General features: G+C 48.3%; 19 protein-coding genes. 12 read left to right on the top strand and 7 right to left on the bottom strand.

The window, feature by feature from the left end; genetic code table 11:
* Positions 1-269: 269 nt before the first annotated feature.
* The gene (locus tag Q9R46_RS25745; RefSeq protein ID WP_311282283.1) at positions 270-1,037 is read right to left on the bottom strand and encodes a helix-turn-helix transcriptional regulator; all 768 of its coding nucleotides are present in this window, start codon (positions 1,035-1,037) and stop codon (positions 270-272) included.
* A 217-nt stretch (positions 1,038-1,254) separates the two neighbouring features.
* Between Q9R46_RS25745 and Q9R46_RS25750 the strand changes: the two genes are divergently transcribed.
* From Q9R46_RS25750 to Q9R46_RS25765, 4 genes are all read left to right on the top strand, one after another.
* Positions 1,255-3,573, top strand: coding sequence for a beta-L-arabinofuranosidase domain-containing protein (locus Q9R46_RS25750; RefSeq protein WP_311282284.1), 2,319 nt, complete (start codon positions 1,255-1,257; stop codon positions 3,571-3,573).
* An 899-nt stretch (positions 3,574-4,472) separates the two neighbouring features.
* A complete protein-coding gene (locus Q9R46_RS25755; protein ID WP_311282285.1) occupies positions 4,473-5,204 on the top strand; it encodes a hypothetical protein in 732 nt (243 codons plus the stop codon).
* Positions 5,205-5,216: 12 nt separating this feature from the next.
* Positions 5,217-6,905 carry a vWA domain-containing protein gene (locus tag Q9R46_RS25760; RefSeq protein ID WP_311282286.1) on the top strand — a complete coding sequence of 563 codons (1,689 nt, stop codon included), beginning with the start codon at positions 5,217-5,219 and terminating at the stop codon, positions 6,903-6,905.
* Positions 6,906-6,981: 76 nt separating this feature from the next.
* Positions 6,982-8,121: a toxic anion resistance protein gene (locus Q9R46_RS25765; protein WP_145332981.1), complete on the top strand. Its 1,140-nt coding sequence runs from the start codon at positions 6,982-6,984 to the stop codon at positions 8,119-8,121.
* A gap of 89 nt (positions 8,122-8,210) precedes the next feature.
* On the opposite strand, the gene Q9R46_RS25770 is transcribed toward Q9R46_RS25765, so the two are convergent.
* The 4 genes from Q9R46_RS25770 to Q9R46_RS25785 form a co-directional block, all read right to left on the bottom strand.
* Positions 8,211-8,825, bottom strand: a complete 615-nt coding sequence (locus Q9R46_RS25770; RefSeq protein WP_311282287.1) for a hypothetical protein — start codon at positions 8,823-8,825, stop codon at positions 8,211-8,213.
* 111 nt (positions 8,826-8,936) lie between these two features.
* Complete coding sequence (locus Q9R46_RS25775) at positions 8,937-9,656, bottom strand: YoaK family protein (RefSeq protein WP_311282288.1); 720 nt, start codon at positions 9,654-9,656, stop codon at positions 8,937-8,939.
* A 129-nt stretch (positions 9,657-9,785) separates the two neighbouring features.
* On the bottom strand, positions 9,786-10,823 hold the full coding sequence (locus tag Q9R46_RS25780) for a cupin domain-containing protein (RefSeq protein ID WP_311282289.1): 1,038 nt from the start codon (positions 10,821-10,823) through the stop codon (positions 9,786-9,788).
* 93 nt (positions 10,824-10,916) lie between these two features.
* Positions 10,917-11,507 carry a TetR/AcrR family transcriptional regulator gene (locus tag Q9R46_RS25785; protein ID WP_311282290.1) on the bottom strand — a complete coding sequence of 197 codons (591 nt, stop codon included), beginning with the start codon at positions 11,505-11,507 and terminating at the stop codon, positions 10,917-10,919.
* A 193-nt stretch (positions 11,508-11,700) separates the two neighbouring features.
* Here Q9R46_RS25785 and Q9R46_RS25790 point away from each other — a divergent pair, with 193 nt between their 5' ends.
* Positions 11,701-12,459: an SDR family oxidoreductase gene (locus Q9R46_RS25790; RefSeq protein WP_311282291.1), complete on the top strand. Its 759-nt coding sequence runs from the start codon at positions 11,701-11,703 to the stop codon at positions 12,457-12,459.
* A 233-nt stretch (positions 12,460-12,692) separates the two neighbouring features.
* Here Q9R46_RS25790 and Q9R46_RS25795 read toward each other — a convergent pair whose 3' ends face one another.
* Positions 12,693-13,727, bottom strand: coding sequence for a LacI family DNA-binding transcriptional regulator (locus tag Q9R46_RS25795; protein ID WP_311282301.1), 1,035 nt, complete (start codon positions 13,725-13,727; stop codon positions 12,693-12,695).
* Positions 13,728-14,175: 448 nt separating this feature from the next.
* On the opposite strand from Q9R46_RS25795, the gene Q9R46_RS25800 reads away from it, so the two are divergent.
* The 4 genes from Q9R46_RS25800 to Q9R46_RS25815 all read left to right on the top strand — a co-directional run bounded on the left by Q9R46_RS25800 (position 14,176) and on the right by Q9R46_RS25815 (position 19,183).
* Positions 14,176-15,465, top strand: coding sequence for a sugar ABC transporter substrate-binding protein (locus Q9R46_RS25800; protein ID WP_251507615.1), 1,290 nt, complete (start codon positions 14,176-14,178; stop codon positions 15,463-15,465).
* A 60-nt stretch (positions 15,466-15,525) separates the two neighbouring features.
* The gene (locus tag Q9R46_RS25805) at positions 15,526-16,881 is read left to right on the top strand and encodes a carbohydrate ABC transporter permease (protein ID WP_145415057.1); all 1,356 of its coding nucleotides are present in this window, start codon (positions 15,526-15,528) and stop codon (positions 16,879-16,881) included.
* Complete coding sequence (locus tag Q9R46_RS25810) at positions 16,878-17,714, top strand: sugar ABC transporter permease (protein ID WP_251507617.1); 837 nt, start codon at positions 16,878-16,880, stop codon at positions 17,712-17,714. The genes Q9R46_RS25805 and Q9R46_RS25810 overlap by 4 nt, the downstream gene beginning before the upstream one ends.
* Before the next feature lie 176 nt (positions 17,715-17,890).
* Complete coding sequence (locus Q9R46_RS25815) at positions 17,891-19,183, top strand: MFS transporter (protein ID WP_311282292.1); 1,293 nt, start codon at positions 17,891-17,893, stop codon at positions 19,181-19,183.
* 148 nt (positions 19,184-19,331) lie between these two features.
* Here the strand turns inward: Q9R46_RS25815 and Q9R46_RS25820 are convergent, their stop codons facing one another.
* Positions 19,332-21,488: an alpha-amylase family glycosyl hydrolase gene (locus Q9R46_RS25820; RefSeq protein ID WP_311282293.1), complete on the bottom strand. Its 2,157-nt coding sequence runs from the start codon at positions 21,486-21,488 to the stop codon at positions 19,332-19,334.
* 500 nt (positions 21,489-21,988) lie between these two features.
* Here Q9R46_RS25820 and Q9R46_RS25825 point away from each other — a divergent pair, with 500 nt between their 5' ends.
* From Q9R46_RS25825 to Q9R46_RS25835, 3 genes are read left to right on the top strand one after another with little or no spacing between them, the layout of a single operon-like run.
* Entirely contained in the window at positions 21,989-23,386 is a 1,398-nt protein-coding gene (locus tag Q9R46_RS25825) for an alpha/beta hydrolase (protein ID WP_311282294.1), read from the top strand.
* On the top strand, positions 23,383-24,807 hold the full coding sequence (locus tag Q9R46_RS25830) for a cysteine peptidase family C39 domain-containing protein (protein ID WP_311282295.1): 1,425 nt from the start codon (positions 23,383-23,385) through the stop codon (positions 24,805-24,807). Before Q9R46_RS25825 ends, Q9R46_RS25830 begins: the two co-directional genes overlap by 4 nt.
* Positions 24,804-26,156, top strand: coding sequence for a class I adenylate-forming enzyme family protein (locus tag Q9R46_RS25835; RefSeq protein ID WP_311282296.1), 1,353 nt, complete (start codon positions 24,804-24,806; stop codon positions 26,154-26,156). The genes Q9R46_RS25830 and Q9R46_RS25835 overlap by 4 nt, the downstream gene beginning before the upstream one ends.
* The last annotated feature ends 279 nt before the right edge of the window (positions 26,157-26,435 follow it).

A 26,435-nucleotide genomic window follows, 5' to 3' on the forward strand; every position in this document is an offset into this window, starting at 1 on the left:
CTTATCTTGGGAAAATCACCCGTTTTTCAACCCAAAAGGCTGTTTTTAGACCCGATAACGTTACTGGTGATCGTTAGATTTTCAATCAATCTATTCTAAGTTAAATAAGCTTCCTGGTGATCGTTAGAATTTGGCCCAAGCCCAAGCACAACTTAAGTGCCCAAGTGCCCAAGGGTTAAAGTGCTTATGTGTGGATGATCTCGTCAAGCATCATCGATATTAACCATTAACGACAGGATGTTCTCTTATATCCATTTATATACAGGAGCTTATAAACGATTGAGCTGCGTACTGTATAGATGATTGCGATATTCGGTTGGCGTACTTGCCTCGTGTTGCTTGAAGGTGCGCAGAAACAGCTTATAGTCACGAAAGCCGCATTGGGCAGCAATCTCCTTCACACTGGCATTGGTATTGAGCAACAGTCGTTTGGCGCGATGCATGCGTTCGGTGAGGATATACGTTTTGAGTCCGATCCCTTTTTCCCGTTTCACCATTTTGGAAATATAGTCCTTGTTGAAATTAAAGTGCCCCGCAATCTCGCTCACCGTAATGTTCAGATGCAGATGGATATCGACCCATTTACAGATATGATCCACCACGGCGTTATGCGGGCGATAGTCTGTGCGCAGATTACGTTCCATTTCTTTGAGAAGTAATAGCGCAGCAGCATCCGCCTCTTCGGACGAGAAGGAGGACACATGAAGCAACTGTTTGAACATCTGATTTGCCATAGAAGGAACCTGAATGGTCGAATGAGTTGGAAAGTCACAGAATAAACCAGATGCTGTCCCGTAATGCATCCAGTAGAAGCTCACAGGTGCATCACTGATCTGGTAACCATAATGAGTCCGACCCGCTTTTAAAAATAAAAGATCATCCGCACGAACGACGTATCGTTTGTCATCCTCCGCAATATACATTTCACCTTCCAGCATCAAAATGATCTCATGCACCGGCATGCTTCGACGCATATGGCTCCAGTTGCCCTCGGATATGAATTTTCCACATAAATAGTGCTCCACTGGTTTTGACATAGGACGGATTTATCCACCTTTTCTTGGATTCTGAGTCTGCTGTAACTGTAGTTTATTTGATAATATGAGGACATTCAAGGGTGGAATCTAGATGGCGGAGATAAGTTCTGGCCTAAATACAACACGGATTTTATCCTTTGTCTCTAAATCCAGCCTACTGAGGAGAAAAGAAAAGAAACCATATGAGGTTATTACATATACCAAAGGAGCGAGCCGCATGATCGATACGAGAAAAGGATTTCTGGGCCCCGCACAGGTTAACTTGCTGGAAGGTCCATTTCAAACGTCACAGCATATCGGAGAACGCTACTTGTTATCACTGGAGATCGACCGCTTTCTGGCTCCATGTTATGAAGCTCACGGCTTGACTCCACGCAAGCAACGTTATACAGGCTGGGAGGCACGCTCGATCAGCGGACATTCCCTCGGACACTACATGTCGGCTCTCGCGGTGACGTATCAGGCGACGGGGAATTCCACCTTAAAGCATACGCTCGATTATGCTGTGAGTGAACTGGCAGCAATTCAACAGACGACGGGTAGCGGGTATATCGGAGGTTTGTCTGAGGAGGCTTTCCGCATTGCTTTTCGTGCGGAACATATCGGTGGATTCAACATCGGTGAATATTGGGTTCCGTGGTACAGCGTGCATAAAATCTATCGCGGTCTGATTGACGCTTATCAAATGACGGGCAATGAGCAGGCGCTTGAGGTGGTTACACGTTTTGCGGATTGGGCAGTGGATGGACTGAACTCCATGACCGAGGAGCAGATTCAGACGATGCTGCTGTGTGAGCATGGCGGGATGAACGAAGTGTTTGCCCAACTATATGGGATTACAGGAAACGTAGCCTATCTGAAGGCTGCTCGGCAGTTTACGCACCAACTTATTCTGGAGCCGCTAGAGCAGGAGCGGGATGAGCTGCAAGGAAGGCATGCCAACACCCAGATTCCCAAAGTCATCGGCGCAGCCGAAATCTACAACCAAGACCCTGCACAGACGTCGTACCGGACAGCGGCACAATTTTTCTGGGATACGACCGTGCAGCATCGTTCTTATGTCTTTGGCGCGACGAGCATATCCGAGCATTATGAAGCAAAGGGCATGGAGAGCCTCGGCATCAAAACCGGGGAGAGCTGCTGTACCCACAACATGATGCATCTGACGAAGCAACTGTTTGCCTGGAACCCGGACAGTGCGTATATGGACTATTATGAGAACGCGGTCTATAACCATATCCTTGGCACGCAAGACCCGACTACGGGCAATAAAACCTATTTTGCCTCCACCCTGCAAGGGCATTACAAAATCTACGGCACACGTGATACGGCTTGGTGGTGCTGTACCGGATCAGGCATGGAGAACCCGGGCAAGTATGCTGAGGCGATCTATTATGAGGATGAGCAGGACTTGTATGTAAACCTGTACATCGCTTCCGAGCTGGAGTGGGCATCACAGGGACTAAACTTAAAGCTGGAAACCGACTTCCCCTATTCGGAAAAAGCAACCCTGACAATCACCGAAGGCGGCGCCTCGGCTTGTCTAAGACTACGCGTGCCGTCCTGGCTCCAGGAGCCGATGACGGCAACCGTAAACGGGGATTCGGCCCAGTCGTATACACGTCTGGAACCCGGCTACTTGTCCATCGACCGCACCTGGTCGGCGGGCGATGTCATCACCATTACGCTGCCGATGGCACTGCGTAAATATACAGCCCGGGATGATGCCCACAAGGTGGCGTTCCAGTATGGCCCGATTGTGCTTGCCGGTGCGCTGGGTAACGAAGGGCTACCCGAGGATAGCATTATCGACGAAACTGCGCTGAATCCAAAAACAGCTCCCGTGCCCGTGATCCAAACGGAAGAAGAGGATGTGAGCCAGTGGATCAAGGTTGTCGATAAAGGCACACTTACATTTGAACTTAGTGAGGAAGTGACGTCCACCGGAGAAGCCGTGAAGATGATCCCGTTCTATGATGTGCATCATGAATTTTACACAGTGTATTGGGCGTTGAATGATGAAGGGGATGCGCTGGAGAAAGCGTTGAATGATATCACCATCGACAGCGTGCAACCAGACGGCCAGCAGGATGAGATCGGGCATCAAATGGAGAGTAACTGCCGCGGAGAGCAGTATAACGGCTCCGGTACAGACGGCCGCAATAAGTTGTATATGTGGCGTGAGGCATACGGCGTGAACGGAGCAGCATTCAGCTACCGCTTGGCTGTAGACTCGGATGCCCTGAATCATTTGTACGTAGCCTATTGGGGCGGGGACTATCTACATTTTGACCGAGAGGGTATCCGATATGAAAGGCAATTTAGTATTTTGGTGGATGGTATTGTTGTCGGTGAACAACGCATTCATATGAACAAGATCGGAGAGGTATTCCGTGCGAGCTATGAGATCCCGGAAGAAGTCACCAGAGGCAAGGAGAGTGTAACCGTAACATTCCAGGCTATCGGGGACAGGGGCTGTGCGGGAAAAGTGACAGAGGTTCGCACAACACGCAGCAGACTCGATTTTTTCGTGTGAGCGTCTAAGGAAGAAGCCTGATGGACGTCCCAGCACAAAGCTCTAAATTCTAACGATCCGTACGGAGCTTATTTGGTCGATTCAGGCATGTTGAGAAATCTAACGATCACCAGCGACGTTATTTCACCCAAAACGGACTAAAATCAGCGAAATCACATCTCAAATGTGAAAATAGCGTTTCTCATGATCGTTACATTCTGGGCTGGCGCAAAAATCATTAAATAGCGTCATTTGTGATCGTTAGCCTATTGAGTAGTGAGTAGGTGGGATTCGGATGTGACGAATATTAACTTACAAAAGACGAAATGGAGATATTCGCCGTTTCGTCTTTTTGGCGTGCAATTCTCTTGCGAAATCTCTTTCTCGCACCCCATCCTACTCCAGCCCGCCAAGACAAGTCTATATAAAAAATGACACGTAACCTGATTTTCCACGTATTACCGGATAACATTTCATTTACCACTAACGAACCTCCGTAGTTTCTGGTTGTCCAGCAGTTCTTCTTATCTGCAAGTTGCGAAGCTCGTTCTGTTTTGTCCGTGAAAAGAATAATGGGATAAGCTCTATCCACGTATATTACTATGAAGAGTACTGCTCCGAGATGATAGCTTATGGAGCACCCATACCTGCCCGGTTGTTCTTTTAAATATCAGGCAGAAATCATTCAACAATCACTCGAAGATCACTCGAGGATCTTTCAAATTCACTCAAAGATCACTCAAACTTCAAGTCAAACATCCACTTTATAGCAAGCTAATACTAGCGTAAATAACCCCTGCCATTTTCCAATCCTATCCACCTGAGAGCGTTCACATCATGTACAATAAGAAGATGAGAGACAGGGAATATACGACATGTAATCCTAATATCTAACATGAAAGGAGGCCGTAGGATCGACTATGACCAGGTACATACAATTGTTTGGGCTCATCATCGGCATCGTGGCCGTGAATGTTCTGGCCTTCTCCCCGGGGTTTGCTGGACTTGGATTCGGAGAGAGTGCATTCCAAACCGCGCTTTCCGTGACGCTACTTTTCGGAAGCGTACTCGCACTTTTCTATGGCAGCTACACATTATTGTTCAAACAGCCGGTCGTTTTGCCTGTGAAACAGATCGAAACCCATGAAGATTATGTGGAGGCTTTATCTTTTTACAGACGCATCAAAATCCTTGAAGAAGATATTACGCTGGGGCTGTCCCAACTGAACCGGATGAAAAAGAAAAAAGAAACCCTGATGAACGTGCTTCATCAACGGTTTGATCCCGGCGAGCTGAGCTTTAAGAAATTCGCTTCGGTCACGGAAGAGGTAGAGAAGCTGTTATACCTGAATATCCGCAGCATTCTGAATCGACTGAATGTCTTCGACGAAGCCGATTATGCCAGCATGATGAAAGCCAAATCCCCTGCGATTCCGCAGAAGCTTTTTCAAGAGAAAACGAAAGTGTACAACGATTACCTGACCTATGTGAAGGACTCGCTTCACACGAACGAAGAGATTTTATTAAAGCTGGATCAGCTGTTGCTGGAGATTTCGCGTCTGGACAGTTTCGAAGCCGGAGATATTGAGCAGATGTCTTGTATGCAGGAGATTGATCAGTTAATCAAGCACACCAAATTATATAGACAGTGAGGGGTTGCACCTATGGCAAAGAAGGGAAAGTTTTTTCTCATATCGATTATTATGCTCATACTCGTGTTCGGTCTCGTTTATGGCGGAATCACACTGACATCGAACTTTGGCAAGTCTACCACACAGGTCACGACCGAAAATGCAGGTAAGGAACTTGGCAAACTGTACGCGGACATTGCACCAGCTACCGCGGAACCGGTGAAAGGACAGATTGACCTCGATCCGGTTGATGTTGCAGAATCCCTCCCGGACATTTCAAAATTCCCGGTTACAGTAGAGAACACGACCAATGATTTCGTTGAAATCTTCTCCTCCACCGAGAAATCGGGTAGCGGCGTGGATGGATGGTTAACTGAGGTCGCAGAGGCATTTAACCAAGCGAATATCACGGCCGGAGGCAAACAGGTATCGGTCAAAATCCGCAACATTGCTTCGGGTACAGCCACGGATTATATCAAGTCCGGCAAATATGTGCCCGATGCCTTTACCCCGTCCAATGAACTATGGGGCGAGATGGTGGAAGCCAGCGGAGTGAAGACGAAGCTCATCTCGAAGCGGCTTGTTGGCAACGTACCGGGAATCGTCATCTCCAAAGCCAAATATGATGCACTGGTGAACACTTACGGCTCTGTGAACGTCAAAACGATAACCGAAGCTATTGCCAATAATGAGCTGACGATGGGATATACCGATCCGTTTGCGAGTTCTACGGGACTGAATTTCCTGGTTACCGCATTAAATACGTATGACAGCGCCAATCCGCTGGGCGAGAAAGCGATCCAAGGCTTTGAGAAGTTCCAGGCGAATGTACCCTTCACGGCGTCCACCACGATTCAGATGCGGGAAGCGGCCAAGTCGGGCAGACTGGATGCTTTTGTACTGGAATATCAGACTTATGTGAATACGGCCGATCTCAAGAGTGGATATGTGTTTACCCCATTTGGCGTAAGGCATGACAGCCCGCTGTATGCCCTTGGGCAATTGCCACAAAACAAGCAGGAGATCATCCAGAAGTTTGCCGATTTTGTCACGCAAGAGCAGTATCAGAAAAAGGCAGTAGAGTTCGGCTTCAACGGCCTGCAAGATTACAAATCCGAGCTGGCTACGGTGGATGGTGGAACATTGCTGTCCGCGCAGAAAGTCTGGAAAGAGAAAAAGAACGGCAGTAATCCAATTGCCGCTGTGTTTGTGACAGATGTATCGGGGAGTATGGCCGGAGAACCACTCAACCGTCTTAAAGAATCTTTGCGCAAAGGCCAGAAGTATCTCGGTACGGACAACAGCATTGGTTTAGTTTCATACTCCAGCGACGTGACCGTAAATTTGCCGATTGCCAAATATGATACGAACCAGCAATCCATGTTTGTCGGAACGGTGGATAGTTTGCAAGCAAGTGGTGGAACAGCGACATTCGACGGCATCGTGGTTGCAATGAAAATGCTGGAGGATTACAAAGCAGCCAACCCTAACGTGAAACCGCTGATTTTTGTTCTGAGTGATGGCGAGACGAACGAAGGACATTCGCTCAAAGATATTCGAGACCTGGTGGAGACGTACAAAGTGCCGATCTACACGATTGGATATAATGCCGACATCAAAGCCCTGGAGAGCATCTCGAGCATAAACGAGGCAGCGAGTATTAATGCGGACACCGATGATGTCGTCTACAAAATCGGAAACTTGTTTAACGTACAGATGTAAGTCTAGATTAACGCACAGATGTTATTAACGTTCATATGTAAGCAGATACGGATGTAACCAAAAGGGGGAACTGCGAATGTCGTTTACAATGGAAATACCGAGCCAGAAGGAAATTCAGAAGGTGATTGAAGAAGAGATCAAACCGGTGCCGGCCGAGGTGGCGGAACTGCAGCAGGTAGCAACTTCGAATGTGGATATGATTATGAACCTGGACCTCGAATCTCTGGAGAAGCGCAAAGAAATTTTGCAATCCATTGACGGCTTTGGCATGAACACCATGCGATCCTCTTCCGAGAAAAACGCGCTGCTTCAAGTCTCCGTTGGACATTTGTCCAAGACGGGAGACGAGGGCGGTCAGGTCGCCAAAGGCTTGACCGAGCTGCACATGCAACTGAAGGATCTCGACCCAAGCGTGGTCGATTTCGCCAAAACAGGCTTTCTGGGCAAGCTGTTCAACCCGCTACGCGCGTATTTCCTCAAATACCAGAAAGCCGACGCCGTCATCGCCGATATTGTCGTTTCACTCGACAAGGGCCGCGCCACGCTGCGTAACGACAACACCACGCTTGAGATCGAGCAGCAGAGCCTGCGCGAACTGACCAAGCGGCTGCAGAAGGAGATTCAGCTTGGCATGTTGATGGATGAATCCATTGATACACAGATTGAGACAGCCAAGGTTCGCGGGGAAGACCCTGAGAAGGTGCGTTTTATTACCGAAGAAGTATTGTTCCCGCTCCGTCAGCGTGTCATGGATCTGCAACAGATGCTGGTCGTTAACCAGCAGGGGATCATGGCGATTGAAGTGGTCATTCGCAACAACAAAGAGTTAATTCGTGGTGTGGATCGGGCGAAAAATGTGACGATCTCCGCGCTTAAGATTGCAGTCACCGTTGCCAGTGCACTATACAATCAGAAGATTGTCTTGCAGAAAATCGAGTTGCTTAACCGTACCACCAACGATCTGATCGCCGGTACATCCAAAATGCTGAAGGATCAGGGGACAGCCATCCAGAAGCAGGCTTACGAAGCAAGTATCTCGGTGGATACGATGAAGCAGGCTTTCACGGATGTGCTTTCCGCTCTGGACTCGATCTCGGTCTACAAACAAGAGGCCTTGCCAAGAATGCGCGAGACCATTGGTCAGTTCCGTGAACTGGCGGAGACCGGAGAACAGCAGATTCAGCGATTGGAAAAAGGACAGAAGCTTGGTCTGTAATCAATCCATGAAAATAACTAGAAAAAGCAACCATTCCCTAATGACTAGTTAAGGGTGGTTGCTTTTTTTGCAATAGTTGCATGCAGGGATTACTCGTACCCAATTTTGTCAGCATACGCCAACAATGAGTCAGTAACTTGGTCTAGAATAACATCGGCAGCTTTAACTTTAGCATTACCTTGTTGAAGGATCGTGTAGTTCACTTTGTTTTTGGAAACGGCTTGTTTGTAGAGGATATAACCTTCAAGCTGCATATAAGTTCCTTTGATGAAGGAGGTATGAATTTTTTTGATTTCTGGGTTGTTGGATTGGATCAGTTTTGCTTTAGAGACGAATTTGGTGTAATTCGGAATTACCGTATTCGTCAGCTTGAGAAACATCGATTTTCGATTCGCTGAAGATACGGTGTTACCAACACTACTCAAGGAATCAATGGCTTTAGATTCATAGGACTCGATAGCAAAAATCTGATCCAGATATTGTTTTAATTCCGCTTTTTCCTGAATAAACTCATCTTCTGCCTCAGGCTCTTCTGTATCGTCTATTAAATCTTCCTCAAACTGATACTCGTCCGCAAACTCGTCCTGATCCCAATATGTAGAGAATTCACCTGTGGCAGCATTGGCTTGAGGAGCAGGAAAGAGAAGCACCCCGCCAAGCAAAATGAAACTGGCCATTAATGAGATAATACTTGATCTTTTCATGTGAAATGTCACCTCCTTGTATCCTATTTCTGCACTCCTCTATAGTATACATGAAGCCGAGTGGGATTTCCTAGAACTAAAGGTGAAAAACGGTTGGCCCGCAAATCCGGGTCAACCGTTTTTCAGACGTTGCATATAAACAACATAGGGGATAACCAGGACAAGAAACAACAGAGCTACAGTGAGGGATAGGAGCAGACCGTTATTAACGAGCATCCAGGCGCCCAGTGCCGCGCCTATGACAAAAATAAACCAAGATAGTGCCAGCACAGCCCACTCGGACGCGGGAGCTTTGCCACGTACAGCTTTGGCCAGAGCCTGACCGATCCCAAAAAGCGTACCGGAAACAAAGCCTTTGCCTACATCTGCATGTGCAACCATCTGATGCATCGTATTTTGCATGCCCATCGCCATGGTGAGCGGGAATATAATATAATGCGTGTGGAACAGGAGCGACAACAGGATTGCGAAGAGAAACAATACACACTCCACGCCCAAAATAAGGGTCAGATGCCATTTTCCCCATGACTCTGTAATGAAAGTGCCCACAAATGCTCCTGCAATAAATAAAAGAACGACAGTCCCTGTCATTGCCCATAGCGCATAATCTGCTTCAAATAGAGCGATGCCCAGCTTGGTGCTGTTGCCGCTCATGAAGGATAAATACACTTTACCCAGCCCCAAATATCCAATGGAATCGATGAAACCGGCAAGCAGTACAAGAACGGACGATAACAAAAGCCGGGAAAATCCCGGCTCTAAACGTTCTACCGTGTGTCCGATACTCTCGTTGTTAACGTTCGGGGAAGACGAGTCATGTACGGAATGCATAGGCATCTGTCCTCCAGTTTCAGGTAAACATCAGGTTCGCTTATTCTCGCTTAAGTTTACGTTATCATTCCCTTAACTGAGCTAATCTCCGGGAATGAACCTTGCAAAACTCACGTATAGCCTTCTTCGTTATTTCCCCTTGTTCTGATCCGGTGCAATAAACAGGGTATCGTCAGGAAGCTGTTCTGCCTCCTCACGGGACATGCCCAGATTGGTGGAGAGTACATCTACCGGATTGCCTGAGATCCACTCACTGAGATCGATGGCTTCATAGTGTCCACTGTTGAATCCAATGAGTACACGGCAGACGTCATCACCCGTATTTTTGATGTAATGCCCCGCACCCATCGGAGCGTAACCGACATCCCCAGCTTCGAACTGTTCAGTGACGGCTTGTCCTTCAGCGAGAAACACGGTCATTTCGGCAGTGCCGCTGATATAGTACTGCCACTCATCCGCATTGGGGTGCCAGTGCAATTCCCGCAGGGCGCCCGGTTGAAGCTCGATCAGAGAACCCGCCATCGTGGTGGAGATCGGAAAGTCTTCGACGGTTACCGTACGCTGCGTACCACCGCCTGGGGCGCGACGTGGCTGTTTGGCATGCAAGGGATAACGATGAGGAGTGGTCAGTTCCGAGTTACGGCGATAAGTCGCAGAGGAGGAACTGTCATCCGGTACCGGACCTTTGGCAAAATAGGCTTCGCCCTGATTCAGTTTGGCAGCTTGTTCGAGGGAGATACCAAGGTTCTGTGCCACGATATGATCCGGTGTCTGAGTCAGAAAGTCGGTAATGCTGAACGTATGATCCTCCGAAAAATCCCCATTGTCGAAAATCAAAATGAAGTGGCATTCGTCCGGCCCGAGTCCCTGGATGGAATGACCGTATCCGCGTGGGAAGTACCATACATCTCCGGGTTCAAAGGTATCGGTATACGCGTGTCCGTCCGGATGGATAACGGTGGTACGACAGGAACCGCTGATCACATATGCCCACTCGGCCGCATTGGCATGCCAGTGCAGTTCACGCATGCCGCCTGGTTCCAGGCGCATGGATACTCCCGCAATACCGATAGATGCGGGGAAGTCATGAACCGAGGCTCCGCGAGTAATGCCGCCGGGACCGGTACGGGGTTCTTTTTGCTCAAGACGATACTTGAAAGATTTCATCATCATTCCTCCTGCTTCAAATTTGAATTCACTAGACAATGTGTAAATAATTGAATATAACTATAATATTATACCCATATTTTGAGAAAATATTCATTTTTTTAATCGTTGTGCGGGCGTAAAATGAATAATTTTAAACAACTCTTCCGCCATGTAGGTGGGACTGTGTTTGAAATCCTGTCTGATCCACTCCATGATCATGCCGAATATGGCATGAGACTGATAACTTGCGAGCAGTTCCGGGTTAATATGGGGCGGGAAAGTATGAGTCAGATCCTGCAAAGACAGATCCCGCAGCACATCACAGATCATACGCTGAAAGCTGGATGAAGCTTCCGATTGCACAACGAGAGTGTAAAATTGGGCGTGCTGATGCACATGTTCGAAGATGGCAATGGCGGAAGAGGGCATTTGTCCCACTTGAAAATCCTCCATCCCCTCGTAAGGCTTGCGGAAAGAGGTCACCAGATCGTGAGTCACATCATGCAGGATTTCGTTGAACAGATCTTCCTTGTATTGATAATGTCTGTAAAAGGTTCCCCGATTCAGATCAGCTTGTTGCACAATATCCGAAATAGAGATTTCCTTGAAATTTTGCTTCTGCATCAAATGAAGCAGTGCCTCCTTCAGGGCGGCTTTGGATTTGCGGATTCGTCGATCCATCGCGTCTGATGTTTCAGGCATTGGAATTCCTCCCGGGTGATATTTATTAAAAGATAATATACAAACAGGTGAGAGCGTGTTGTTTAACGTACATTTGGAACGTTTTTTACTGATTGTATCGAAAAGCTATGACTTATTATACTAAAGATAAGAGATAATGAACATTTGTTGGTTATCTTTATGTAAGCGAATACATCGTAGGAGGCATAAACAAATGAAACTTGAAAATAAAGTGGCCATTGTCACAGGTGCAGGATCGGGAATGGGCAAAGCCATTGCCACATTGTATGCGCAAGAAGGAGCCAAGGTCGTTGTTTCCGATATCAACGAGGAAGCAGCTCAGGCTGTCGTTCAAGAGATTCAGGCAAACGGTGGAGAAGCCTATGTTCTTCTGGCTAATGTAGCGAAGGAGGAAGATGTCCAGCAACTGATTGATCAAACGGTGAGCCAATACGGTACAGTAGACATTCTGATCAACAATGCGGGGATCATGGATGGGATGGAGCCAGCTGCGGATATTACGGATGAGCGGTGGGAAAAAGTATTTGCTGTGAATACAACAAGTGTGATGCGCACTACACGCAAAGTACTGCCGATTTTCCTGGAGAAGAAGCAGGGAGTTATCGTCAATATTGCTTCAGCAGGGGGCTTGCACGGTGGACGGGCAGGAGCCGCATATACGGCTTCCAAACATGCTGTGGTGGGCTTTACCAAAAATACAGGATACATGTATGCCGAGCAAGGTATTCGTTGTAATGCGATTGCACCAGGAGCCGTTGCGACCAACATCGGGACAACCATGACGGACATTAACCCTTTCGGTGCGGGACGGCAGCAGCAGGGAATGGCCATCAATCCACGGGTAGGAACGAGTGAGGAGATTGCCAAAGTGGCTCTGTTCCTTGGATCAGACGAGTCCAGTTTTGTAAATGGTACTGTCATTACGGCTGATGCAGGCTGGAGTTCGTATTAATTTGTTGGCAGATCGTGCCTTGGAGTACAGGATAGTTCTGCCGCTTAACAAGCACAGGGAAATAAAGTGAAGAAAATAGAGTGGAAAAAATATAGCAAAAAAATTAGTCATTGAAAGCAAAGGAAAAGCCGCAGAAATGCGGCTTATTTGGCATCTGTGCTCATCACATATCATGCCTGAGTTTTTAATAAGGACAAACGTTTGCACTTTGCAAAAAAAATAAGGTAGAGCGCTTAACTCAGGAAGGGCTTTGCCTTCAATAATAGGGAGGACTCACGTACAATCAGGCGGTGCGGGATAATAACCGGATTCTGAGCGAGAGGCTCGTTGCCAAGAATCTTGAGTAAAACCTGAACTGCGGTATACCCGAGCTGGTATGTGCCAATATCAATGGAACTGAGCGGAGGTGAAGCAAGTTCGGACAACGCGATATTGTTAAAACTGACCACACTGATATCCTCGGGCACTCGATATCCCAGCTCCGCGAGTGCTCTTAACACACCAAAAGCGACATTATCATCGATAACCACAATGGCGGTAGGCCTGTCAGGCAGCGACATAAAAAGGGACATTGCCCGGAAGCCGCTTTCCTGCAGGAATTCACCCTCCACGATCCAGTCGTTCGTTGGCATTAACCCGGATTCTTCAAGAGCCTTCCGATATCCACGCATGCGATCATGCGATAACGTAATATCCGGCGGACCGCTCACAAAGCCGATGCGTGTGTGTCCCTGTGCAATAAGATGTTGCGTTGCATCATACGCGGTCTGCACATTATCGTTGTCGACCATAGGTGCATTCGGATGTGTCTCACTTCGGCCAATGAGCACAAACGGGAATTTTTCCTCTTCGAGAAAAGAGATGATGGGATCGTCCCGTTTGGAACCGAGCAACAGAATACCGTCGACCCTGCGCCCATGCACGAGACGGGAAATGGCCTGTAATTCATCATCGGAGGACGTCTCGGTGGACAGCAGTAACTCATAGTTGTTACGAGTCGCGTGGGTAATAATGCCGCGCAACAACTCTCCAAAGAAATAATTTTGAAAAAGTTCCTCCGCAGGACGGGGGAGCATAATTCCAAGCGTCTGCGTTGTTTTGGATACAAGGCTCTTAGCCATCATATTGGGATGATAATTAAGTTCTTTCATAATTTGTTTAACTTTAAGAGATGTTTCCGTACTGATTCTGGGATGGCCTGAAATCACCCGTGACACTGTAGAAGGGGAAACACCCGCCAATTTGGCAATATCCTTGATCGTAATCATGTAAAAAACCCCTTCTGATTCAATCATTTCAACATTCTCCTATGGTAATGCAAAGGGTACCAGAAATCAATTGTTAACTCGTTAACCCGGAATGTAAGTAGAGCAAAATAAAGGAAGAAAGAGTTAGATCGAGGAAATAGGAAATTACTGTGAACAAAATTCAGGATATGGTTAAATTTAAAGGAATACAGCTTGTGCAAACGTTTGTGCAAATAAAGTTTGATATTGTATGATGTGGTATATATTATAGCGCTTACATCATTGGATTTACATGCTTTTAACTTGTTTACCCCTACATATCGAATGTTTCAGTGACCTTGTGTTCCGTTTTGAGCAAACGTTTGTACAACGATTCACATGGAACACAAATCCTGACTAGATACGGCGTTTAAAGGGTGAAAAGCGCAAAATTTTCTTGAACTACACAGAGGGAAAGGGGACATTTCACATGAGAAAATGGCAAGGCACAGTTCTATCCATCGGAATGGCTTTTACACTAGCCGCATGTTCAACCGGAGGAGGAGGAAGTTCTACTCCGGCAGCGCCAAGTGATAATCCAGAGGATACGGTGCAACTGACTGCAGAGAATCTCCAGCCAGAGGAGGGTGCAACACTGGTCATCTGGGAGGATAAAAACCAGAGTAGCTTTATTGAGCAACGAGTCAAAAAATTCGAAGAAAAATATGGTGTCACGGTCAAAATGGAGGAACTGCCGCCAACAGATCAAGTAACCAAGTTAACGACGGACGGCCCTGCCGGGCTTGCCGCGGATGTCGTTGTGTTCCCGCATGACAAGATTGGTAGCGCCTCGGAAGCAGGACTTATTCTGCCTAATGATATCTTCGAAGCTGAAACCACAGCCAATACCAGCGAGAATGCGCTGAAAGCGGTGACGTTCAAAGACATTTTATACGGATATCCGTACAGCGTCGAAACGTATGCCCTCTTTTACAACAAAGCCTTGTACCCCGAAGCACCGAAAAACTTTGACGAAATTATCGATTTTGCCAAAACGTTTAACAATGCCAAATCCAATCAGTATGCGCTGATGTGGGAATTACAACAATTCTATTATAACTACGCCTTCCTGGCATCTCAGGGTGGATATATCTTTGGGGACAACGGGATGGATAGCAGTGACCTCGGTTTGAACAACGAAGGAGCGCAGAAAGGGGGAGAATTCCTCCAAAAGCTGAAGGCTGAAGTGCTGCCGCTCAAGATGGGCGATGTGAACTACGATATCAAAAAAGGACTGTTCTCCAGCGGCAAGCTGGCCATGGATATTAACGGACCTTGGACCATTGCCGACTATCGCAACGCCGGAGTCGATTTTGGGGTCGCTCCCCTTCCTGCTATTGACGGCAAGCCGATGACCTCCTTCTCGGGTGTGAAAGCCTATTACGTCAATGCGTTTACCCAGTATCCTAATGCTTCCAAGTTGCTCGCTGCATTCCTCTCGAACGAAGAAGCCCAGATGGAGAACTTTGACATGAACGGTACGCTTCCAGCGAACAAAAATGTGGCGGCAGACGCCAAAGTACAGGAAGATCCGATCAACAAAGCCTTCCTTGAACAATTCAACAACTCGACACCGATGCCTTCCCTTCCAGCCATGGACAGTGTATGGGGACCGATTTCGTCAGCCATTACAGATATTTGGGACAGCGGCAAGGATGTGAAAGCTTCACTCGACAATGCTGTGAAACAGATTAAGGAGAGCCTGGCAACCACGCAATAATGACAAAACAGCCATGACACGATGAACGATGAATGATACCAAACGGAGAGGAGGGAGCATATGCGACAACCGCATGTCCCGGTGTCAGCCCAGCCCAATAGGGAAAAGCAGCACCGGATGACGGCAGCCATATGCTCCATCATACTGCAAGGTCTCGGACAGTTATACAATCGGCAGTGGATTAAAGGCATTGTTCTATTGCTACTGGAGGGAGCAGGGCTTGCATACCTGCTTCCTCGGCTGTCCCAAGCGGTATGGGGGATATGGACATTGGGGGAGAACACACAGCGTTTTGTGAAAGTAAATGGTTCAACGGTGCTTCAAAAGGGCGACCATTCCATCTTTTTGTTGCTTGACGGGATTATTGTGCTCTTGGTCTTTTTTGTGTTTGTGCTTGTTTACATTCTGAACATCCGGGATGCGTATATGACCGGACTTGCAAGAGAGCAGGGGAAACCTACGCTGGGAGCCGCGGCAACGATGCGTAATGTGATGGACAAAAATTTTCCGTATCTGTTCCTGTCCATCCCGGCACTCGGTATTCTGTTTTTTACAATCATGCCGATTCTGTTCACCGTTACGATTGCGTTTACGAACTATGCCGCACCGGATCATATTCCACCAGCCAAGCTGGTGGACTGGGTAGGGTTCAAAACATTTACGGATCTGATCCAGCTCAAATCCTGGAGCCAGACGTTCTACGGGGTGCTCACCTGGACAGTCATCTGGGCAGTCTTGGCGACAGTAACGACGTACTTCGGCGGCGTGCTTGTAGCTTTGTTAATTGAACAGAAAGGCATTCGCTTCAAAAAGTTGTGGCGTACCATTTTTATTTTGCCTTATGCCATTCCACAGATTATCTCGCTACTATTGATGCGCAATCTGTTCAACGGTCAGTTTGGACCGATCAATACGTATATGCGAGCGTTCGGACTGGAAGGCTTGCCTTGGCTGACGGACCCGTTCTGGGCCAAAGTTACTGTCATTGTCGTCAACATGTGGATCGGTATTCCGGTCAGCATGGTGCTCATTTTGGGTGTGCTTACCGCTATTCCGCGTGATCTGTATGAGGCAGCCGAAGTGGACGGCGCTTCCGCGTTCCAGAAGTTCAAAATTATTACGATGCCGTTCATTTTATTTGCCACGACACCGGTGCTGATTATGCAGTTTGCCGGGAACTTCAACAACTTCAACGTCATTTTCCTGTTAACGAACGGTAACCCGCTTCGCGGAGACTATCAGTATGCTGGGGCAACGGATTTGCTGGTGACCTGGCTCTACAAACTCACGCTCGACAATAATAAATTCAACATGGCTTCTGCGGTAGGCATCATCATCTTCCTGATTATCGCTACCTTCTCCATCTGGAATTTCCGCCGCTCCAAATCATTCAAGGAGGAGGACATGATCCAATGAAGAAACGCAACAATCCGATTCGTCTGACGCTCAGTTACGTGCTTTTGCTGATCATTGCCGTCGTATCCGTTTATCCTGTGCTGTGGATTTTTCTGTCGTCCCTGCGTCCCGGCGCCGCATTGTTCAGTGAACGCTTATGGCCGGAAAGTTTCACTCTTTCTCACTATGGAGAGCTGTTTAACAATCCGTCCTTTATGTACGGCAGATGGTATATGAATACGCTGAAAATCGCCTTCTTCACGATGATTTTCTCTACATTAATGGTGACGCTGGGCATGTACGCGTTATCCCGGTTCCGTTTTCGGGGGCGTAAAACGATTCTGTCCACCATGCTCATTCTGGGCATGTTTCCAAGCTTCATGAGCATGATTGCCATCTATATTATTTTGTTGCAAATCAAACTGCTCGACACGCATGTTGCGCTTATTCTGGTTTATTCCTCAGGCGCGGTGCTGGGCGGATTCATCGTCAAAGGTTTCTTTGACACCATCCCGCGCAGTCTGGATGAAGCAGCTCGTATCGATGGCGCAAGCCATCTGCGTGTGTTCACGAGCATCATTCTGCCATTATCCAAGCCGATGCTAACATACGTTGCTTTAACCAGCTTTACGGGGGCATGGATGGATTTTATTTTTGCCCGGCTCGTGCTGCGTACCAAGGAAAACTGGACTCTGGCCGTGGGCATGTGGGATCTCGTAAACCGGTATCAGGACAGTAACTTTACGATGTTTGCTGCAGGAGCCGTACTGATTGCTATTCCAATTACCCTGCTGTTTGTATTCCTGCAGCGTTTCCTCGTTCAGGGTCTGACAACAGGGGCATCCAAAGGTTAACATCTCTCTACGGCCTCAGTAATGGCAAGATGAGCCGCACTTGCGACAATTCGACCAGGCACTTCCGCAACGTCATGTCTTCGTCGACTGGCCACGCTTCGGAAGTGTCTGCTTGTGCTTAGGGGTACGGAGAATTGAATTCAGGCTTTCTGATTCGAAAAGGAGGAACGTGATGTATGAGCATGAACCCTTCCAGTGAGCCTGAGGCTGCAGCTACAGCCTATCCAGGGGGACAAGCTATTCTGCAGAGCAGTGAAGCTCCGCGCACCCTATGGCGTAACAGGACGTTCCGCAGAATCCTGTACGGGTATGGCATATCTGTTTTTGGGGACTGTTTTAATAGTATTGCCATCAGTCTGTGGGTACTTCAGACAACGGGCAGTGCTAAGAGCATGGCTGCTGTGCAGATCTGCAATATGGTGGTCAGTTTTCTATTTGGATCAGTAGCGGGTACGGTGGCCGATCGGCTGGATCGAAGAAAGCTGATGCTGGCTTCAGACGTGTTTCGCGGTGTGATCGCTTTGCTGGTTGCAGTTAGCCTGTTCAGCTGGCAAGTACCTTTTCCTGTATTGCTGTTGTTGCTCTCATTATCGATGTTTTCCAGTCTGTTTCAGGCCCCAGCATTTCATGCTTCCGCTGCCAGCATCGTGGGTAAAGAACACATCCAGCAGGCAACGGGTACCATTCATCTGGTGGACAATCTGGCTCGTATCAGTGGTTTGGCGGCAGCCGGGGTCGCTGTAGCTGCGTTCGGCGGTTTTGTCGCCATCCTGATTACGGGGGCAACTTTCCTATTGTCTGCAATCTGTGTCCTGCTGGCAGGGCGTTTTCCACAGGTGGTGCGTGCCAGTGGTGACCCGAAATCTTTTGCACAAGCGTGGCGCAGTTCGTTTGCTTACATCTATCGGAGTCGACTCATTCGTTCTATTGTTTTACTCAATCCGCTGCTACTTCTCTTTTTTATGTCAGCCATGATGCTCATTCAGGTGATGGCTGTTAACGTATGGAAGGCGAATCCAGTTCAATTTGGTTTGATTGAGACCTGCATTCCTCTGGGGTATATGATTGGATCAGGGGTATTGATTGCTTCGGGAAAAAGATTGAAACATCGCGGACGCTGGGTCTTTATCGGCTTACTTGTGTTGGGACCTGTTTATATGCTTCTGGCGAATGTATCCTCGCCTCTCGTGGCCTTGCCGCTTATCATAGGTGGAGGAGCCATGTTTGCCTGTTGCACGATGCTCACCCAAATTATGCTTCGCACCGCCGTGCCAGATGAGATGCAGGGTAGCGTTTATGGTGTCGTCGGCACCATTACGAGTACAGCGCCGATTCTGGGCCTGACGGTAGTCTCGATCTTCGCGGATCACTGGGGTGCCGCCGCCGTATTGGAAGGCGTAGGTATGATGTTGCTTGCAACAGGAATCGTTGCCATCACAACCTTGAAGTCCATTCGAACCTATACTTAGACAATCATACAAATGAAGACAGGCGGTTCTTTCAACAAGATCTTAACGAAACATCCCTGTCACTGATCCGATCGCATAGCAAAAACCCGGAATATACGCTACATTTGCGTATTCCGGGTTAGCTTGTGTTTTCAATGATATGAAGTTCTTACTGCCAGTTCACCGTAACGGTGGCTGTTCCGCTCGCCGGTGTAGTGAATGTGTGGTTAGAACCGTTTTCCCATGTAATCGTTGAACCGTTTTTCTTGAAAAATTTGAACTCCAGCTGTTTGCCTGCCGGTACGCTGACATCATAGTACCAGGTTGGGTATTGATGAATGACCTGATTGAATGCTGGCCCAATGGCAGTCGAAACGGTGCTCCAATTACCCAGTTCAGCCACATTGCCTGTCAAATAGAGGTTCTGTCCAATCGTTGTGGACGCATTGTTTACGACGAAGCGAACCGTGACCTGATCGCCAGTCAGGATGGTGAAGTTGTTATAAGCATTGCTGTTTACCCCGCTTGCCGCAACCTTGACTGCATAGTTTCCAGCGGCTACGGAAGGGATGGTTACTTTAATCTGTGTATCTTCCCAGGACGTAATCGCTGCCCCGGTAACCGCTGTGGTGCCGAAGTAGACCGTGCCTTTCGTCGAGCCGAATCCACGGCCATCGATTGTCACCACATTACCGGGTTTCCCCATAACCGGACCGACATGACCGATAGTTGGTGTCGTTTCGGCTGTTGTGTATTGCCATACTGCCGTTGCGCCCGCAGCAAGGGTGAAGTTGTTAATACTGCCGTTCGTGGATGTGATGTTATTTCCGTTCAGCACCCCGCCAAGTACATCCGTGTATGAGCCTGTAGGTAGGGAAGTACTCAATCCTGCAATGCTTGCCGATGTGGAAAGGTTGCGGTTTACCGCGACAACGGCTACACTCTTGCCGAATTTGCGCTCATAAACATATACATCATTGTTAATCCAGCGCTGTTGCGTGGAACCGTAGGCAATGGCCGGATTGGATTTGCGCAGAGGTGCGAGTTTGCTGATGACGTTAAAAGCTGTAGTGGATTTGGAGAACGAAGGCATTTTGGCCCGGTTATCCGGATCGCCATTCCCCGTTAGATACTGTTCAGTACCATAGTAGATGGCAGGTACACCACGTGAAGTCAATGTGAAGGCCAAAGCCTGTTCCAGGCGGCGATTGTTGACCGCACTTGTTTTGAAACGATCCATATCATGGTTGTCGATAAACGTCACCTGATCGTTCACTTGGTTGTAGTCCGTAGCTGTACTGTTAATCATGGAATCCAGAGCGTACATGTTGGACGTGTTATCACGGAACACATTACGCACAGCAGAGTTGAAGCGGAAGTCGAGCAGGCTCATACCAGACTTGTTAGCAAAGTCCGTGTTATCTGCATCGGATGCGGCCGATCCCAGGAACCATTCTCCAAAAGTGAACACGGGTTTGTGTGCGTAGATGGAGGACATCCAGCTCTTTTGCCAGCCGAGAGGCATATGTTTCACCGCGTCCACCCGAATGCCGTCAACGCCCATATCAAGCCACAGTTTGATGGCATCTTTGAAGTATTTGTCGATGGTCGCATTATTGTGGTTGAAGTCGGCCAGGTCATATAAGTTTTTGTAGATGCCGTTCTCCAGGGAAGAGAAGTCGGAGCCGCCATTGTGATGGAAATATCCGTTGGTATCATTCGTGTAACCGCCTACCAGTGTACCGTTATCGTACAGTCTGCCATTTTCGGCAAAAGAGGTGTCGGTTTCCATCGCTGGAGAGGTGTGGTTCGGTGCAAAGTCAATGACAATCTTGATTCCTTTGGCATGAGCCGTCGTAACCAGGTTCTGAAAATCCGCCATCGTGCCAAAGTATGGATTGGTCTTTTTGAAGTCCCGAGCCCAGTAGCCGTGGTAGGCTGTGTTGGTTACACCGCTGTAGTTGATCGTTGCAAAAATATTTTCGACAGGCTGGGAGATCCACAACGCTGTGACACCCAGATCACTGAAATAGTTATCGTTGATTTTGTTGATTAACCCTTGCCAGTCTCCGCCGCAGTACAGCTTCAAATTGCTGCATGTGGCATCATAAGCGGCTCCCGTAGCATTGTTGGAGGGATTGCCGTCCAAAAAGCGATCCGTAAATACTTGGTAGATCACATCTGTACTGAAGCTCTGTTTGTTGGTCACAGCGGTGTCCGGATCGGCGTAGACAGCGGAAGCTGGCAAGAACGGCAGGGCGCTGCCGGCAAGCAAGCCGAGGGTCAGTGTGGTGCTGAGGAATGCGCGTTTGGCCATTTGAAACATGGTAATCCACCCTTCGTGAATGTAGTAGTTTTTGATAAACAACCAACGGACTTTGGATTGTAGCGCTTACAATAGTACAGGTTGATTCACTGAGATGTTTGGATTCCTCCTTCCAGGCGCAAACGCAGACAACCCCGGTATCTCCATGGGGAGTTACCGGGGTTGTCCTAAACCACTGGGGTTTAAAAGCATAGCCCTCGAGTTATGATCACAACGCTATCTTAAGAAAATTTGGTTTTTATGTCAATAACTTTTTTCTGAGTATTTTTTTTCTATTTTTATATTTACAAAAGTATCCCACTCGATTTAAACTATTCGCAGATTCAATCAAATTAAGGGCTATGCTTTCCGGATCAGCTTGTAATTCAGCTGACTTATCCGGGACAACCCCGTCTCTCCTGAGGCGGGGTTGTTTGTTGTCACCTAGGATTCACAGCAGAATCCGGGGGAGGTTTGCTTAGTTAGTTTGTCCTGAGGGAAAAGGAAGAGAGAGGCGGTTGATGGCAGTGAGCACAGGATCGGTTATAGCGTGTCTGAAAAACATTCAGGCATCGCAGCTCGGCAATAAGAGAAACATTTACGTATATCTTCCTTCAGGTTACGAGGAGCAGATTGAACGGCATTACCCGGTGTTGTACGTTCATGCAGGACAGCGGGCTTTTGGGACATCCAGTCCGGGAAACGAAACGTGGCAACTTGACCTGGCAGCAGATGAACTCATCTCTGCTGGCCGGATTGAACCCATCATTATTGTTGCCATTGCCCACGTTCGTCCGGTTACCCGCAACGAGTTCTATCACTACGTTGATGCTGAGCAGGAAGCAATCGGCATAGGAGGCTCCGGAATTGAATACGAGCAATTTATTATTGATGAGCTTAAGCCGATGATTGATCAGCGATACCGGACAAAGAGAGATAGAGATAATACGGGATTACTCGGTTCCTCGGCGGCTGCATTATGCACCTTGCATATCGGGATGCGTCATCCAGATGTGTTTGGCAAGCTGATCATGATGTCTCCGTACTTTGTGGATGCACAATTGGATGAACAAGCTGAGAATGGACTGCGGGAGAAAAACATGTACCGACTGCCGGATACCATTCCGGATGTGGACATGTGGGTGGATATTGGAGACACCGAAGGACTGTTCTTGCCTGAACAGGTAAGAAGGGCTGTACAGAAGATGCTGGATCGGGGAGCGGATGCAAAAAAGCTGGCTTACTTCGAACAGGCAGACGCTTGCCATCAGGAAGCGGATTGGGGAGCGCGAGTGCAATTCCCCCTGTTGTACATGTTCGGCCAAGAAGGGCAACCGACTTCATTAGAGCTGTATGGCAGAGATGTCATCGGACTAGAAGGTGGAATGCAGGTAAGGGTTCAGGCGCGGTTCCAGTGTGAGAACGGTTTGAGTCAGACCTTGCTAAGCGGAGAGTATGTTTCAAGTCATCCTGAAGTTCTTCAGGTTCTTGCAGACGGTACGCTGATTCCTCAGGCCATAGGAAGTGCTACGATTACGCTGGAATCGGGTGATTTAACGGCTACACGAGATTATAGAGTTATATCTGAACTAACCCCCGTTGTAGAGGTCTGTATGCAGGCAAAGCTTACACCAACTTTCAGGTCTTCGGAGCCATGGGAAGAATTCATCTACGGCGGGATGGGCATGAAGCTTATGCATGCAGGGGATGGTCACTATGAAGGCTGTTATCATCTTCCGCGAGACAGTGGCTTCTCTTTCCGTTTTACCCGTGGTTTCCGGCAATTCGAGACGGATCAGGAAGGCAATCCCACTGCCAATCGCGTATTTCGTGCAACCGAAGACATGTCTCTCCACTATCATATTCAGGCTTGGGGCAGTGCATCTGCCAAAGTAGAAATAGGAGGCTTCCTCAAATGATAATCCAATCCTTCGCTCCAACACTGGACATCCCTTACTATTATCCATGCAATTTCCCCTTGATTCATGAAGTGCTTGAGCGGCAGGGTTCCGTTTCAAGTCTTGCCATGCTGGCAGCCAGCCGATTATATACGCTGCCATCATGCGAAGATAATGGCTTGGTGAAGACTTATTTTCACAAGCTGGATTATGAGGAACCAATCTGGAAGATCAATGACCAGCGGGAGCTGGGCAGCTTTGAGGAAGGAAAAGTGCAGATCCGGCGGCACCTTGAAACGGGCAGACTTTTTTTGGCGACGGGCACCAGCTATCATCTGCCGTATTGCGACGATTATCACAACCCTGAGTATATTAACAAACATGTAAAACAAGGCTCACGACACTACCTGATGGATCATTGGCTTGCCGTGTATGGCATGGATGAAGACCATATGTATGTCTACGACCCTGTGTTTTACAAGTTTAAAGGCAAAGTGGAACATGCAGCTTTTCAAGATTTTTGGAGAGGGCATCAGACGATCCCTGAACTTGCGGAGGTTAAACGGAAGGAGACGCTGCGAACTTACGGAACAACGGATATTCAGGCCAAAGTCCTGCTGGATTCGCAGGGGTACCGGGAGATGCTGGCCCAAGCACTGACTACTCAGGTACATGAATTTTTGACAGGTAGAACGGTCATGGAGGGAGCACGGCGTTTTTATTTTGGACATGCTGTCTCTACCAGTCTAATCGATGCACTGGAAGGAAATGCAGGAGGGAATGCAGAGGGCGAAACGCGAATATCGGGTCTGCTTTTTGATATGCGATGGAGTCGATATTATTTCCGGGATGTGCTTAAGGAGTCTGCTGAGTGGCTGGGTGCGCCGCTTGACCGATACGCCAAGGAATATGAGAACATCATTCTCCGATGGGAAAAGGCCAATAGCTTGCTTCAGGTGGCAAGGATGAAGCAGCGTGAAGGGTGGCAAGCTCAGTTGTCAGGTGTAGTGCAAGAGCTAGCCGTAGATGAGTACAACTGGTATTCGTCGTTAAGAAAAGCACTGCCTCAAGCTTCCACATATCCGCGGCAATCCCAAACAGATATAGACAACGCAAACGAACACAAGGCAGCTCTGCTGCGCATTGTACTGGATAGCTGCCGGGAGCTGAATGCGTATCATAACACATTGATTGCCTTGGATGAGGGCGGTAATGCACCACTATATGGTCGGGATGGACGACTGAATTCACTGGAACTGGTGTCTTTACTGGCTGTGGTAGAGCAGGGCATTGAAGAGCATTGGGGAAAAGGCCTGGGGAACGCTCTCGCCGAGATTGCTGCTGCTTCCTTGCCGGAAAGCCCTTATCAGACGGTAGGCTCGCTGGTGAATTATCTTGCACAGCAGCAGACCTTGAGTAGTGATGGGGAGGGTGTGAGGTGATTGATTTTTTGCTAGAGCGATTTGCGGCTCACGGGCAGCACCCGGCGTTTATTTGGGAGGATCAAGAGTACAGTTACGACTGGCTGGTTCGTCAGATTTTTCTCATGGGAGAATGGATCGCAAAAGAGGGGATATCGGGGCAAGTTGTCACATTGGAAGAGGACTATTCTCCCTATGCAGCATCAGCAATGCTGGCATTGCTTGGAGCAGGGTGCATTGTGCTTCCGATCGACCGTAATTTGGTCGAAGCGAAACGGGACGAGTACATAAAGCTTGCACATGTAGCTGTACGCTTGGGTATAGAAGCAGGCAAGCTTTTGGTGAGGCAGATGCGCAAGACTCATGAAGAAGAAGCAATGCCGTCCATTTTGACTGAATTGCGACTGGAGCAGATTGGCGGATTGGTTCTGTTCTCCTCAGGATCTACGGGAGTGAGTAAGGCGACGGTTCACCGGGCAGACCGGTTGTTACAGGCCTTTCGACGGCAGGTGCGTCCGCTGCGTACTATCCCCTTCATGATGTTTGATCACATCGGCGGGGTGAACACCATGCTACAATCGCTATCCAGCGGCGGGTGCCTGTGTATTTTGATGAACCGTACTCCGGAGGAAGTGTGCCATACCATTCAGAAACATCGTGTACAGGCGCTACCTGTATCCCCGACTTTTATGAACCTGCTGCTTCTGGGAAAACAAGACGAGCATTACGACCTTTCTAGCCTGGAAGTGGTCTCTTATGGCTCGGAAGTAATGCCTGAGTCGGTTCTGAATGCCTGGACCCTGCGCTTTCCGAGGATCAGGACGATTCAAGCTTACGGCATGTCCGAATTGGGGATTTTACCAACACGCTCCAAAGAACCGGGTTCGCTGTTATTTTCCATTCAGGATGACGAGGTGAAGTGTCGCGTTGTAGATGGGGAGTTGCAGATTCATACCGCAACGGCGATGATGGGTTACCTGAATGCTCCGTCTCCTTTTACAGAAGACGGTTGGTTGCGAACGGGAGATGAGGCAGTGGCGGAGGGAGGATATATCCGTATACTGGGTCGTCGTTCCGAGATTATTAACGTAGGTGGCTGGAAAGTGTACCCTGCTGAAGTGGAGAGTGTGCTTGAAGAGATGGATGGCATTGAAGCGGCGGTAGTTACGGGAGAAGTGAGCGGGATAACAGGCCAGCAGGTGAAAGCGACAGTGCGACTCGCGGGCCCTAGTTCACTGAAAGAGCTTCGCAGGGCTATATGGGCTTATTGCCAAGACAAACTGCCTGCATACAAAATTCCGCAGAAAATTGTGATTACAGAGGAAGCACTCGTCAGCACCCGTATGAAAAAGGTCAGAAAGCCGGTATGATCGCCGCCGGATCAGGCATAACTGTTTTATCAGAGGATGATCAGGCTCAGGTTGCACGCTAAATCGTTTGATTGGTCTTGATTCAATAAGCAATAGGCGCAAGCTGACAGAATCTAGAGTTTTAATAAGATTGACGAATCCAACAAACAGAATTGATAAACTGGAGAACGCATGAATCCGATTGGATGTGCGTTTTTTTGTTATACAGGAGAAGCGTCCCAACCCAACCCAACCCAACCCAACCCAACCCAACCCAACCCAACCCAACCCAACCCAACC

It is taken from the genome of Paenibacillus sp. RRE4 (assembly GCF_031844205.1).
GTDB lineage: Bacteria > Bacillota > Bacilli > Paenibacillales > Paenibacillaceae > Paenibacillus > Paenibacillus xylanexedens_B.

Bases quoted from the DNA above. Each gene is read 5' to 3' on its own strand.
- Q9R46_RS25745 (WP_311282283.1), bottom strand. From the start codon at position 1,037: ATGTCAAAACCAGTGGAGCACTATTTATGTGGAAAATTCATATCCGAG.
- Q9R46_RS25750 (WP_311282284.1), top strand. From the start codon at position 1,255: ATGATCGATACGAGAAAAGGATTTCTGGGCCCCGCACAGGTTAACTTG.
- Q9R46_RS25755 (WP_311282285.1), top strand. From the start codon at position 4,473: ATGACCAGGTACATACAATTGTTTGGGCTCATCATCGGCATCGTGGCC.
- Q9R46_RS25760 (WP_311282286.1), top strand. From the start codon at position 5,217: ATGGCAAAGAAGGGAAAGTTTTTTCTCATATCGATTATTATGCTCATA.
- Q9R46_RS25765 (WP_145332981.1), top strand. From the start codon at position 6,982: ATGTCGTTTACAATGGAAATACCGAGCCAGAAGGAAATTCAGAAGGTG.
- Q9R46_RS25770 (WP_311282287.1), bottom strand. From the start codon at position 8,825: ATGAAAAGATCAAGTATTATCTCATTAATGGCCAGTTTCATTTTGCTT.
- Q9R46_RS25775 (WP_311282288.1), bottom strand. From the start codon at position 9,656: ATGCATTCCGTACATGACTCGTCTTCCCCGAACGTTAACAACGAGAGT.
- Q9R46_RS25780 (WP_311282289.1), bottom strand. From the start codon at position 10,823: ATGAAATCTTTCAAGTATCGTCTTGAGCAAAAAGAACCCCGTACCGGT.
- Q9R46_RS25785 (WP_311282290.1), bottom strand. From the start codon at position 11,507: ATGCCTGAAACATCAGACGCGATGGATCGACGAATCCGCAAATCCAAA.
- Q9R46_RS25790 (WP_311282291.1), top strand. From the start codon at position 11,701: ATGAAACTTGAAAATAAAGTGGCCATTGTCACAGGTGCAGGATCGGGA.
- Q9R46_RS25795 (WP_311282301.1), bottom strand. From the start codon at position 13,727: ATGATTACGATCAAGGATATTGCCAAATTGGCGGGTGTTTCCCCTTCT.
- Q9R46_RS25800 (WP_251507615.1), top strand. From the start codon at position 14,176: ATGAGAAAATGGCAAGGCACAGTTCTATCCATCGGAATGGCTTTTACA.
- Q9R46_RS25805 (WP_145415057.1), top strand. From the start codon at position 15,526: ATGCGACAACCGCATGTCCCGGTGTCAGCCCAGCCCAATAGGGAAAAG.
- Q9R46_RS25810 (WP_251507617.1), top strand. From the start codon at position 16,878: ATGAAGAAACGCAACAATCCGATTCGTCTGACGCTCAGTTACGTGCTT.
- Q9R46_RS25815 (WP_311282292.1), top strand. From the start codon at position 17,891: ATGAGCATGAACCCTTCCAGTGAGCCTGAGGCTGCAGCTACAGCCTAT.
- Q9R46_RS25820 (WP_311282293.1), bottom strand. From the start codon at position 21,488: ATGTTTCAAATGGCCAAACGCGCATTCCTCAGCACCACACTGACCCTC.
- Q9R46_RS25825 (WP_311282294.1), top strand. From the start codon at position 21,989: ATGGCAGTGAGCACAGGATCGGTTATAGCGTGTCTGAAAAACATTCAG.
- Q9R46_RS25830 (WP_311282295.1), top strand. From the start codon at position 23,383: ATGATAATCCAATCCTTCGCTCCAACACTGGACATCCCTTACTATTAT.